The sequence below is a fragment of the Nereida sp. MMG025 genome, from assembly GCF_021654165.1.
Classification (GTDB): Bacteria; Pseudomonadota; Alphaproteobacteria; order Rhodobacterales; family Rhodobacteraceae; genus Nereida.
Window position 1 is genome coordinate 356722 of the sequence record NZ_JAKFZN010000001.1, and the last position, 11693, is coordinate 368414.

An 11693-nucleotide genomic window follows, 5' to 3' on the forward strand; every position below is an offset into this window, starting at 1 on the left:
TTGGCATTTGCAGCGCGCAAGCGTCGGCAGCGTTTCGCCTTATACCTAATGCAGCCCCCGGGCTTTGACCAGAAACGAGTTTCACACCCGTGCCGCATGGTTTACAACGCCCTTAATTGTCTGCCGACACCCACCTGACAGGAGCATTGGCGCCCATGCCCCGCTTTGACCGTTACCTGCTGTCCCAATTGATGGTGGTGTTCGGATTTTTCAGCCTTGTTCTGGTTTTCGTCTACTGGATCAACCGGGCGGTTGTGCTGTTTGATCAACTGATTGCAGACGGGCAATCGGCGGTGGTATTTTTGGAATTCACGGCCCTGACCCTGCCCAATGCCATACGGCTGGTTTTGCCCATCGCCGCGGTGGCAGCCAGCATCTATGTCACCAATCGTATGTCATCTGAAAGTGAATTGGTGGTGGTGCAGGCCACAGGGTTTTCACCTTATCGCATGGCCCGCCCGATCATCACCTTTGGTGTGACCGTTGCTTTGCTTTTATCGGTGCTGACGCATTTTTTGGTGCCCATAAGCTCTGGCCGTCTTGCCGACCGCACCAGCGAGATTTCCCAGAATGTCACCGCGCGTTTGTTATCCGAAGGCCGCTTTCAACACCCGACCGACGGTGTGACGATCTATATTCGCGAGGTGACGTCGAATGGCGAGCTGAAGGGTTTGTTTCTGTCTGACAATCGCACACCTGATCGCCGCGTGACGTATACCGCACGGTCTGCGCTGCTTGTGCGGTCAGACACCGGGCCAAAGCTGGTCATGTTTGATGGGCAGGCCCAGGCGCTGACCGTCGAAACACGCCGGCTGTCCATCACGTCCTTCAGCGATTTTGCCTACGATATCGGCGGGCTGATTGACGACACCGATGATACGGCCCGTTCGTTCCGAGAGATGCCCACAATTGATCTGATCAACCCGTCCCCCGCCATTTTGGCAGAGGCGAACCGCACGCGGGGCACCTTGGTGCAGGAAGGCCATTCGCGCTTTACCCAACCGCTCTTTGCGCTTGTCGGTGCGCTGATCGGGTTTGCCACGCTGATGGTCGGCAGTTTCAGCCGCTTCGGGGTGTGGCGGCAGGTGAATTTCGCTGTGTTTCTGATCATCGCACTTAAACTGATTGAAAATAAGCTGACCGATCAGGTGGAAACCAATCCCGATCAATGGATGCTGATGTATCTGCCCACGGGCTTGGGGCTGGCCGCAGCCTATGGCTTGCTCTGGCTGTCCACAAAACCCACGCTTTTCGTCCGCCGCAAAAGGGGGATGGCATGAGGCTGCATCTCTATTTCGCGCTAAAGTTCTTGCGCAGTTTTTTGGTTGTGACGTTCATTTTCTTCGTGATCTTGATGCTGATTGATCTGGTCGAACAGTTGCGCCGCTATTCGGGCGAAAACGTCAGTTTTGCCGATACCATCGGGTTGTCGGTGCTCAACGTGCCAACGGCGATCTATACCATCCTGCCGCTGTTGACGATCATCGCAACTGTCACCTTGTTTCTGGGCCTGTCGCGCACGTCGGAATTGGTGGTGACACGTGCGGCGGGCCGGTCCGCTTTGCGATCGCTGATGTCGCCTGTGTTGGTCGCGGGACTTGTGGGCGTGATTGCCATTGCTGCGTTCAACCCCATCGTTGCCGCCACGCAAAAGCAATACGAGCTGCGTTCGGCACAATTCAAAGATGATACCGCCTCGGTGCTGTCAATTTCCGATGAAGGGCTGTGGTTGCGTCAGGGCGGGGATGCAGGCCAAACGGTGATCCGCGCGGTGCGCGCCAATCTTGACGGAACCACGCTGCAAAATGTGACGTTTCTGACCTTCTCGCCAGATGGCACCCCGACCCGCCGCATCGAAGCCGATAGCGCAACACTGACGCTTGGCGCGTGGACCTTGTTGAATGCAAAAGAGTGGGAGCTGACAGGCCGCTTAAACCCCGAACAGGCCGCACGCACCTACGCAAGCCTTGCCGTGGCCACCGATCTGACCCGCGACCGTATTCAGGACAGTTTCGGCACGCCAAGCGCCATTCCGATCTGGGAATTGCCCACCTTCATTTCTGATCTGGAACGCGCGGGGTTTTCGGCGCAAAGTCATCGCATCTGGTATCAGATGGAACTGGCATTGCCGCTCTTTTTGATCGCGATGGTAATGATTGGGGCCGGGTTCACGATGCGGCATGTGCGGTTTGGAAAGACGGGGCAAATGGTGTTGATGGCGATCTTAACGGGGTTTGGGCTCTATTTTGTGCGCAACTTTGCCCAGGTGCTTGGGGAAAACGGCCAAATCCCGATCCTGCTGGCCGCTTGGGCGCCGCCTATCGCAGGCATCTGCGGCTCGCTGGCGTTGTTGCTGCATCTGGAGGACGGCTGATGCGCTGGCTTTGGGCGCTTGCGCTGATCTTTGCGACGACAACCGCACAGGCGCAGCAAGCAATCCTTGTCGCGGATGCGATGACCATCGAAGGACGCGACCGCCTTGTGGCGACAGGCAATGTCGAAATTCTTTATGAGACAACCCGCGTGAAAGCCACACGCGTGACATATGATCAAACCACCGACACGCTTCAGATCGACGGGCCGATCACCTTGATCGATGGCGACACATTGATTGTCATCGCCGATCAGGCACAGCTATCGGACGACCTGCGCAACGGTGTCTTGTCGGGTGCGCGTATCGTTCTGGCCGAGCAGCTTCAGCTTGCCGCCCTTGAGGTGAACCGCGTTGATGGCCGTTACACGCAGCTTTACAAGGTCAGCGCCTCGTCTTGTCATGTGTGCGGCCCCGATGATCAACCGTTGTGGCAAATCCGTGCCAAACGCGTTGTCCACGACCAGCTTGAACGCCAACTCTATTTCGACAATGTGCAACTGCGGGTGCTGGATGTGCCGGTGTTCTGGCTGCCCCGCATGCGGTTGCCCGATCCAACGCTTGACCGCGCCCGCGGCTTTATGGTGCCGCGCCTGCGCACAACGTCACAACTGGGAACGGGTCTGAAAATTCCCTATTTCATTCCTATTGGCGATGATAAGGATCTGACACTCACCCCTTACCTTTCGTCCAAGACAACCACGCTGGAGTTCCGCTATCGCCAAGCCTTTGTCAAAGGGGACATCAACTTTGTTGGCGCGGTGACCAACGATGATCTTTTGAACGACAATCGCGGCTATATCTTCGGCCAAGGCCAGTTTGATTTGGCGCGTGGCTATACGCTTACCTTCGATCTGGAAGTCACCAGCGACGATGCCTATTTGCTGGACTATGGCTATTCCAGCAAAGACCGTCTGGACAGTGCCATTTCTATTGCACGCACCCGCAGCGACGACACATTCGACGCGACGTTGACCTATTACAAAACACTGCGCGCAGGGGAACAAACCGATGCTTTGCCGCCACTGGTCGGCGATGTGCGATATAACACACGGCTGCGCCCTGCGCGGTTCGGGGGCACGCTTGATCTGGGTGCAGCGATCCACGGCCACAACCGGTTCGATGACACCGATGCCACGCTGACAGATGCCAACGGACGTGATGTGGCACGGCTTTCGGCCGAAGCGATATACCAACGCGACTGGCTGCTGAACGGCGGGGTTTTGTTGGGGCTGGATCTGGGCTTGAGGGTTGATGCCTATAACGTCGGGCAAGATCCGAACTTCCAAGGCACGCAAGTGCGCAGCACACCCGCTGCGGCATTGACCTTGCGCTATCCCCTGCACAAGTGGGGACGGACTGGAATTTCGCATCTGATCGAACCTGTGGTGCACCTTGCGTGGTCGGATACGGATGGCGATGATGTGTTCAACGAAGACAGCACGCGTGTCAGTTTTGACGAAGGCAATCTTTATGCGCTCAACCGCTTTGCGGGTGTTGATGCGCAAGAAGTCGGCGCACGCGCGACCCTTGGGTTGGGCTACACCCGCATTGATCCAAACGGATGGACACTATCGGCCGCTGTCGGGCGCAGCTACCGCTCCGATGACCATAACCAATTTACAGTCTCATCGGGGCTGGACGGTAAACGCTCTGACTGGTTGACCACACTTCAGATCAAAAACCGCAATGGGTTGTCACTGACCAACCGCGCGATCTTTGACGATGATCTGTCGCTGACCCGCAATGACCTGCGTATTGATTGGCGCAACGAGCTGTGGACCCTGGCAAGCACCTATTACTGGTCCATCGACGATCCCGCACTGGCGCCCGCCCAGACCGAATTTTCCGAACTGACACTGGACGCAGGCTACAAATTCAACCGCTATTGGACGGGACTGGCCGATCTGCGCTATGACTTCAACGCAGATGAAGCCGCAAGCGCGGGACTGGGCCTGCGCTACGAAAACGAATGTATCTTGGTGAATATGGGCCTATCACGGCGATTTACTGAAACCACAACCTTGAACCCAACGACGGATTTTGATTTGTCGGTTTCACTAAAAGGGTTCAGCACAGGCGGTGCGCGTGGCACGGTCGACACCGCACATCGTTGCAACTGACCTGATGGCAGAGCAAAGGACAACACAGTGACCTCTAAATCTACAGGCCGCCTGACCCCACTGCGCCGCTTCACTGCTTTGATCACAGTGATATGCGCGTTGATGACAGCCCCCGTCGCGGTGGCGCAAAACAACCCCTTCGCCACGGCGATCAAAGTCAACGATCGTGCGATCACCTATTATGAGCTGGACCAGCGCGCGCGCTTTATCCGCCTTCTCAATGCCCCGGGCGATCCCGAGACCGTCGCACGCGAACAGCTGATTGAAGAACGTCTCAAGCAAGAGGCAATGGCGCGTGCAGGCATCCAGCCCACACCAGAAGAAGTGTCTGGCGGCATGGAAGAATTTGCGGCCCGCGCGAACCTGAGCGCTGAACAATTTGTCGCCGCTCTGCGCCAAGGCGGGGTGGATGAAGAATCCTTTCGTGATTTTGTATCGGTCGGTCTGGGCTGGCGGCAATTTGTCGGCCAACGCTTTGCGCCACGCGCCCAAGTGACCGAAGCCGAGATTGACCGCCGCGTGGCCCAGGCAGGATCAGGCGGTGGATTGCGGGTGCTGCTGTCAGAGATCGTGCTGCCAAACGTGCCCCAACTGGCCGAACAAAGCCGTGCCCGTGCAGAACGTGCGGCGCGTGTGACATCCATTTCCGAATTTTCCGCGCTTGCACGGGAGTTTTCATTTTCACCATCGCGCGCGCGCGGTGGGCGTTTGGACTGGGCGCCGCTTTCCAACTATCCACCACAGTTGGGCCAACTACTTTTGGGCCTGTCACCGGGTGAAACAACACAGCCGCTGAATGCAGGACAGGCCTTGGTCGTCCTTCAATTGCGCGACATTGAAGAAACACCCTCTGCCCCTGCGGAAATCGCTGCTGTGGATTATGCCGCTTACTACATTCCCGGCGGGCGCACCGCCGAAACACTGGCACAGGCCAAACGCATCCGGTCGCGTGTTGACACCTGCGATGATCTCTACGGGATTGCAAAGGGCCAACCAGACGAGGTGCTGGAACGCGGCGCCCTGCCCCCATCAGAGGTTCCACAGGATATCGCGCTGGAACTGGCCAAACTGGACGATGGAGAGGTGTCGACAAATCTGACCCGCGCCAATGGCCAAACGCTGGTGTTTTTGATGCTCTGCGGGCGCACGACGGCCCTTGGTGAGGATGCAGACCGCGAAAGCATTCGCAACGCGCTGTTTAACGAGCGTGTGGAACGTCTGGCCGAAGGCTTCTTGGCCGATCTTGAGGCCGACGCATTGATCCGTGAACAGTAAACCCACACCGCCTGTTGCGTTGACCTGCGGCGAGCCTGCGGGCATCGGCGCGGAAATCACCATCAAGGCGTGGACGGCGCTGCAAGGCGATGTGCCGTTTTTCTGGATAGGGGATCCACGTCATCTGCCCCAAGGCACCGCCTTTCAGGTCATCACCGATCCGCTGGAGGCGCGCACAGCAACATCGCTGCCCGTGCTGCCCCACGCCTTTGATGGCCATGCCACGCCGGGCCTTCCAGATCAGGCAAACGCGCAAGGTGTGATAGACGTAATTGCGCGCGCTGTTGATCTGGTCAAAACGGGGCACGCCAGCGCCGTGTGCACCAATCCGATCCACAAAAAAGCGCTCAAGGATGGGGCCGATTTCGACTATCCCGGTCACACGGAATATCTAGCGGCACTGGCGGGCACCGACCAAGTGGTGATGATGCTTGCCTGCGATGCGCTGCGGGTTGTGCCCGTGACCATCCATATTGCGTTGACCGATGTCCCTGACCAGCTGACCGCCGCCAAGTTGACCGACACGATACTGATCACCCATGCCGCCCTGCGCCGTGACTTCGGATTACCTGCGCCGCGCATTGCGGTGGCGGGGCTGAACCCGCACGCAGGCGAAGGTGGCGCGATGGGGAATGAAGAGATCGAAATGATCACACCAACGCTGGATGCGCTGCGCGGCCAAGGGCTGGACATCGCAGGGCCGCTTTCTGCGGATACGATGTTTCATGCCGCCGCGCGTGCGCGATATGATGTGGCCATCTGCATGTATCACGACCAGGCGCTGATCCCGATCAAGACGCTTGGTTTTGACAGTGGGGTGAACGTCACGCTTGGCCTGCCATTTGTGCGCACCTCGCCCGATCATGGCACGGCATTTGATATTGCAGGCCAGGATATCGCGGATGCGACCAGCCTGATCCATGCCCTGCGCCAAGCCGCAGCAATGGCCGCGGCACGCTGAACCATGGGAACGATCGACAGCCTTCCACCCTTGCGCCAAGTGATTGCTGACCATCAGCTATCGGCCAAGAAGTCGCTTGGTCAGAACTTTTTGCTGGACCTGAACCTGACTGCGAAAATTGCGCGGCAAGCAGGTGATTTAGCGGGCTGTGATGTGCTTGAGATTGGCCCCGGCCCAGGTGGGTTGACGCGCGGTTTGCTGGCAGAAGGCGCACGCCGTGTTCTGGCCATCGAAAAGGATGCGCGTTGCTTGCCTGCCTTGGCCGAAATCGCGCAGGCCTATCCAGACCGCCTTGAGGTCATCAACGGTGACGCGCTTGAGGTTGACCCCCTTGATCACCTCACACCGCCCATCCGCATCGCTGCGAACCTGCCCTATAATGTGGGCACCGAATTGTTGGTGCGTTGGCTGACCCCGCCACAGTGGCCACCCTTTTGGGACAGCCTGACGCTGATGTTCCAAAAAGAAGTTGCTGAACGCGTTGTGGCAAAACCGGGCGCCAAGCAATACGGCCGCTTGGCGATCCTGTCGCAATGGCGCGCAGACGCGCGGATCGCCATGACCTTGCCGCCAGAGGCGTTTACCCCCCCGCCAAAAATCCATTCCGCCGTTGTTCACCTGACCGCTTTGCCTGAGCCGCGCTACCCCGCTGATCCCAAAATCCTGTCGCGTATTGTGGCGGCGGGATTCAACCAGCGGCGCAAGATGCTGCGCGCCTCTCTCAAAGGTCAGGCCCCCGACATCGAGGACCGTCTGATCGCGGCAGGCATTCAACCGACAGACCGCGCCGAGACTGTGCATCTCGAACAATGGTGCGCGTTGGCGCGTGGGCTTGAAACGTGAGGGTCTGGATCAGACGCGGCGCCCTTCTGGTCTGGCCAATCGCTCTGATCCTTTATCTGTTTGCGCGTCCCATTCTGGCGGGACTGTTCCCGCCGATGTTCGGGCTGCAGCGCATCGCGCCGTCTGTGTGGACAGACACCACTGATCCGCAAATACACCAGCGTCTTGTGACAATGGTTGCGGCCAGTCACGCGCGGGTGGATCGTCTTTTTGGCGAAGTCAGCAGCGCCGCACGGGTGCTGATCTGCACAAGCGACGCCTGCAGCGCACGGCTCGGGGCACAAGGGCCACGTGGGATTGCCTATGGGACTTTTGTGATAAAACTGGCGCCGCGCGGTGTGGATGCCATCATCGTCACCCATGAGCTGACCCATATCGCGCGACGTCGCACTGTCCTAGGACCACTGAGATATCCGACACTCTGGCGCGAAGAAGGCATCGCTGAATGGGTTGCCAAAGGCCCCGCGCCATCAACCTGCACAGTCACAAAAGAGCTGCCTCAGGGCTACAGCGATCGTCATATGTGGAGGAATGATCTGGACCTTTATGCGCAGTCGCACTGCGCCATCAGCACGTTGATCCGCGCCCAAGGCGCAGATCAGGTTTTGCTGAACTAAGCCTTTATTCGGCAGCGTCCGGCGCAGGTGCTTCGGCTGGCGCGTCTGCCGGATCTTGTGTTTCGGCCTTGGGTTTGCGGGGGCGACGCGCACGTTTTGGTTTTTCCGCTTTGGCCTCTGCTTCGGGTGCATCGGCCTTGGCTTCTGGTGTTTCGACCAACCCGCCCTCTTCGGCAGCTTGTGCCTGCTCGCCGCTGCCATTGCTTTCGCGTTCCTGACGTTCGGCACGTTCACGATCACGTTGTTCCTGACGTTCGCGGTTCTGGCGTTCCTGCTCTTCGCGTTTGGCATCTACCTCGCGCTGCGCTTCGCCCAAAATACGGGTGTAATGCTCGGCGTGTTGTTGGAATGCTTCCACGGCAACACGGTCGCCAGACAGCTGCGCGTCACGGGCAAGCTGGTTGTATTTGTCGATGATCTGCTGCGGTGTTCCGCGAACTTTGCCTTCGGGTCCAGAGCTATCAAACACACGGTTGATGATATTGCCGCCAGACGGTCGATTGTTGTTGCGGTTTTTGTTCCGCGAACGGTTTTTGGAGGATCTCATAGGTCTCAATTCGCCCAGTTTATCGCGCAGCAGACGCGCGGTTATCTTGGTGACAGTTTTTCAGGGTGGTTCCTAAATTTGATCGCTTTTTTGAGCGTCATCCGAACCCATACTGTCAGCTTGGTATCACGCGGGAGGCAGGCCTCTTAACCGCTGATACCTCGTCAAACCATTTAACCGCCCCTAGGGCAAGCCAAAAACGTCAAAAACCGATCATCGGCGGTATTTAGAGCAGTTGCGATGCCGATTTGACGGCACTGACCACCCGATCGTGCCCATTTAAATCGGCATGCAAGGTAACGCGATCCCACATCGCCTGCTTGAACAAGGCGCACACATCTGCGCCTTGCGCATATCCGATCTCAACCACGATGCGGCCTGTCTCGTTCAAAAACTGCGCAGCTTGGGCCGCCAACACCCGATACGCCGCCAGTCCGTCTGTCCCGGGTGTCAGCGCCAAATGCGGTTCCCACTCACGCACCTCGGGCGACAAATCTGCCATCTCGCGGGCGGCAATGTAGGGCGGGTTGGAGACGATCAGGTCATAAGGGCCGGTCACAGCGCCCAAATAATCCGAACGGTAAAACACCGCGCGCTCTGCCACTGCGTGCCAGCGTGCGTTTTCTTGGGCCACATCAAGGGCGCGGGCGGACAGATCCACCCCTTCACCGCGCGCATTCGGCACCTCGGCCAGAAGGGTGACAAGGATGCAGCCTGATCCCGTGCCGACATCCAATACCGTTTCAAACGGCGCGGACAGCGCAATATCCACCAGCGTTTCCGTTTCGGGGCGCGGATCCAATACATCCGCAGTCACTTTGAAATCGCGCCCGTAAAACGCACGTTTGCCAATTATCTGCGCCACGGGCTGGCGGCTCAGACGCGCTGTGACATAGGCCTGCAACAACGCCGATTGATCGGGTTCCAGCGTATCGGGCCCCACAAGTGACAGGCGTGATCCATCCGCCCCAAGTGCTGCAGCCATAAGACGACGCGCATCCGTCGCAGCCCCCTCGATACCTGCCTCGCGCAGCGCCGCAATCGCTTGGGTCAGAGCGGCGTTGACTGTCAGGCTCACCCTTCCATCTCGGCCAGCATCGCGGCCTGTGCCTCGGCTCTGAGAGCGTCAATGATCTCGTCCAGATCGCCCTGCATCACTTGGTCCAGTTTATAAAGCGTCAGGTTGATGCGGTGATCCGTCATCCGACCTTGCGGGAAGTTATAGGTGCGGATGCGCTCAGAGCGGTCGCCGCTTCCCACCTGGCTTTTACGATCCGCCGAGCGTTCATCGTCGACGCGTTGCCGCTCAAGATCATAGAGCCGCGTTTTGAGAACCTGCATCGCAATTTCGCGGTTGCGGTGCTGTGATTTTTCAGAGCTGACCACCATGATGCCCGTGGGTTCATGAACGATCCGCACCGCCGAATCCGTAGTGTTGACGTGCTGCCCGCCCGACCCACTGGCCCGCATCGTATCAATGCGCAGATCGGATGGATCGATGTGAATGTCGACGTCTTGCGCCTCGGGCAAAACAGCGACCGTGGCGGCCGACGTATGGATGCGCCCGCCGCTTTCCGTGCTTGGCACGCGCTGCACGCGGTGCACGCCGCTTTCGTACTTGAGCCGCGCAAAAACGCCCTGCCCCTGCACATGGGCTGTGACTTCCTTGATGCCACCAAGTTCCGTTGCCTGTTCTTCGATGATTTCGAATTTCCAACCCTGTGCATCGGCATAGCGTTGATACATGCGCAACAGATCGCCAGCGAACAACGCGGCCTCGTCTCCGCCCGTGCCGGGACGAATTTCGATCATCGCCGGACGCGCATCGGCAGCATCTTTTGGCAACAGCGCCAGTTGCAACGATTGCTCAACCTCTGGCAAGCGGGCCTTGAGATGCGGCAGTTCGGCTTCTGCAAGCTCTTTCATCTCGGGGTCGGCCATCATGGCTTCTGCCTCTTCGAGATCGGCAAGAAGTTGCTGGTATTCTGTGATCTGCTCCACCACAGGGCGCAAGTCTGAATACTCTTTGGACAGGGTCGCGATATCGGCCCCGACTTCGGCCATGGCCGCTTCAAGGTATTCAAACCGTTGGATGATTTGGGCGAGTGTATCTGCTGGAACCATAGTGGTGGTTTTTCCTAAAGCCGACTGCGGGTCAAGGGCCATGGTCGCGATGGGGGCGCTGCCCCCAAACCCCCGAGGTATTTCAACAACAATGAAAACATGCTAAAAGGTAAATATGAAAAGGATACTTCTTGTTTTGTGTGTTGTTGGCACACCAGCCTTTGCTGAGACCAAGAAAACCGTGGACTGCTATTGCACGGACAGTACAGGTGGACGCATCGAAATCGGGCAGTCCATTTGCATGACCGTTGGTGGACGCAGCTTTACCGCGCAATGCCAGATGTCGCTGAATTCGCCTATGTGGCGCGAGATGAACCCCGGGTGCCTGTCATCGCAGTCCCGCCCGCTGCCACATTCGGCCAAGGCATCCCCACTGATCAACGAGACAGGCTAAACACCTGCTTGCTGTAACCAGTCTTCGATCCGTTTGCGATTGACGCCCAGATCCGAGCGGCCGTAAACCAGATGCCCCGAGACATGAAGGGTGTCGTCGTGTGTCCAGACCCGCGTCACATCGGGAAAGCCCCAAAGGGCCGAGCGCGTTACGTAAATACCGTCCGAGAGTTTTCGGGTGCGGGGCGTATTTTCAATCACGTCAATCAGCGCATCCCGTTTATCCGCAGCCTTGTCACGGACGGCATAAAAGCCCCCCGCCACAGGATAGTCGCCCGCCGCCATATTTTGGGGTTTGGGCGCGCGATCCGTATTCACCGGGGTGACGCGCACGTAGATCATGGTCGCAACCACCGCGACTGCCAGCCCTGTTAAAATCCAACCGATCATTTTCATGTCGCCTTGTTCCTAATTTCGCGCGCATACCGCCCCAAGCTTT

Annotated in this window: 12 protein-coding genes; 8 read left to right on the forward strand and 4 right to left on the reverse strand. The window is 58.2% G+C overall.

Annotated features, from left to right (window positions below; translation table 11 throughout):
- Nucleotides 1-155 precede the first annotated feature (155 nt).
- The 7 genes from lptF to L1065_RS01680 are packed head-to-tail and all read left to right on the forward strand — an operon-like array spanning nucleotide 156 to nucleotide 8190.
- Nucleotides 156-1280 (forward strand): LPS export ABC transporter permease LptF, encoded by a 1125-nt coding sequence (gene lptF, locus L1065_RS01650; RefSeq protein WP_237094517.1) that lies wholly within the window; start codon nucleotides 156-158, stop codon nucleotides 1278-1280.
- Nucleotides 1277-2374: an LPS export ABC transporter permease LptG gene (gene lptG / locus L1065_RS01655; RefSeq protein ID WP_237093703.1), complete on the forward strand. Its 1098-nt coding sequence runs from the start codon at nucleotides 1277-1279 to the stop codon at nucleotides 2372-2374. The genes lptF and lptG overlap by 4 nt, the downstream gene beginning before the upstream one ends.
- Nucleotides 2374-4494 carry an LPS-assembly protein LptD gene (locus tag L1065_RS01660; RefSeq protein ID WP_237093704.1) on the forward strand — a complete coding sequence of 707 codons (2121 nt, stop codon included), beginning with the start codon at nucleotides 2374-2376 and terminating at the stop codon, nucleotides 4492-4494. The genes lptG and L1065_RS01660 overlap by 1 nt, the downstream gene beginning before the upstream one ends.
- Nucleotides 4495-4521: 27 nt before the next feature.
- On the forward strand, nucleotides 4522-5769 hold the full coding sequence (locus tag L1065_RS01665) for a peptidylprolyl isomerase (RefSeq protein WP_237093705.1): 1248 nt from the start codon (nucleotides 4522-4524) through the stop codon (nucleotides 5767-5769).
- Nucleotides 5759-6730 (forward strand): 4-hydroxythreonine-4-phosphate dehydrogenase PdxA, encoded by a 972-nt coding sequence (gene pdxA / locus L1065_RS01670; protein ID WP_237093706.1) that lies wholly within the window; start codon nucleotides 5759-5761, stop codon nucleotides 6728-6730. Before L1065_RS01665 ends, pdxA begins: the two co-directional genes overlap by 11 nt.
- Before the next feature lie 3 nt (nucleotides 6731-6733).
- A complete protein-coding gene (gene rsmA / locus L1065_RS01675) occupies nucleotides 6734-7573 on the forward strand; it encodes a 16S rRNA (adenine(1518)-N(6)/adenine(1519)-N(6))-dimethyltransferase RsmA (protein WP_237093707.1) in 840 nt (279 codons plus the stop codon).
- Nucleotides 7570-8190, forward strand: a complete 621-nt coding sequence (locus L1065_RS01680; protein ID WP_237093708.1) for a hypothetical protein — start codon at nucleotides 7570-7572, stop codon at nucleotides 8188-8190. Before rsmA ends, L1065_RS01680 begins: the two co-directional genes overlap by 4 nt.
- Before the next feature lie 4 nt (nucleotides 8191-8194).
- On the opposite strand, the gene L1065_RS01685 is transcribed toward L1065_RS01680, so the two are convergent.
- From L1065_RS01685 to prfA, 3 genes are all read right to left on the reverse strand, one after another.
- The gene (locus tag L1065_RS01685; protein WP_237093709.1) at nucleotides 8195-8737 is read right to left on the reverse strand and encodes a DUF4167 domain-containing protein; all 543 of its coding nucleotides are present in this window, start codon (nucleotides 8735-8737) and stop codon (nucleotides 8195-8197) included.
- 226 nt (nucleotides 8738-8963) lie between these two features.
- Entirely contained in the window at nucleotides 8964-9815 is an 852-nt protein-coding gene (prmC, locus tag L1065_RS01690; protein WP_237093710.1) for a peptide chain release factor N(5)-glutamine methyltransferase, read from the reverse strand.
- Nucleotides 9812-10861, reverse strand: a complete 1050-nt coding sequence (prfA, locus tag L1065_RS01695) for a peptide chain release factor 1 (RefSeq protein WP_237093711.1) — start codon at nucleotides 10859-10861, stop codon at nucleotides 9812-9814. The genes prmC and prfA overlap by 4 nt, the downstream gene beginning before the upstream one ends.
- Before the next feature lie 115 nt (nucleotides 10862-10976).
- On the opposite strand from prfA, the gene L1065_RS01700 reads away from it, so the two are divergent.
- Nucleotides 10977-11255, forward strand: coding sequence for a hypothetical protein (locus tag L1065_RS01700; RefSeq protein ID WP_237093712.1), 279 nt, complete (start codon nucleotides 10977-10979; stop codon nucleotides 11253-11255).
- On the opposite strand, the gene L1065_RS01705 is transcribed toward L1065_RS01700, so the two are convergent.
- On the reverse strand, nucleotides 11252-11644 hold the full coding sequence (locus L1065_RS01705; RefSeq protein WP_237093713.1) for a DUF1499 domain-containing protein: 393 nt from the start codon (nucleotides 11642-11644) through the stop codon (nucleotides 11252-11254). The genes L1065_RS01700 and L1065_RS01705 overlap by 4 nt on opposite strands.
- Nucleotides 11645-11693 lie beyond the last annotated feature (49 nt).

What these genes read in the sequence shown, in the direction of transcription:
- L1065_RS01660 (WP_237093704.1), top strand. Translation starts at nt 2,374, where the DNA reads ATGCGCTGGCTTTGGGCGCTTGCGCTGATCTTTGCGACGACAACCGCA.
- rsmA (WP_237093707.1), top strand. Translation starts at nt 6,734, where the DNA reads ATGGGAACGATCGACAGCCTTCCACCCTTGCGCCAAGTGATTGCTGAC.
- L1065_RS01700 (WP_237093712.1), top strand. Translation starts at nt 10,977, where the DNA reads ATGAAAAGGATACTTCTTGTTTTGTGTGTTGTTGGCACACCAGCCTTT.
- L1065_RS01705 (WP_237093713.1), bottom strand. Translation starts at nt 11,644, where the DNA reads ATGATCGGTTGGATTTTAACAGGGCTGGCAGTCGCGGTGGTTGCGACC.
- lptF (WP_237094517.1), top strand. Translation starts at nt 156, where the DNA reads ATGCCCCGCTTTGACCGTTACCTGCTGTCCCAATTGATGGTGGTGTTC.
- prfA (WP_237093711.1), bottom strand. Translation starts at nt 10,861, where the DNA reads ATGGTTCCAGCAGATACACTCGCCCAAATCATCCAACGGTTTGAATAC.
- lptG (WP_237093703.1), top strand. Translation starts at nt 1,277, where the DNA reads ATGAGGCTGCATCTCTATTTCGCGCTAAAGTTCTTGCGCAGTTTTTTG.
- L1065_RS01685 (WP_237093709.1), bottom strand. Translation starts at nt 8,737, where the DNA reads ATGAGATCCTCCAAAAACCGTTCGCGGAACAAAAACCGCAACAACAAT.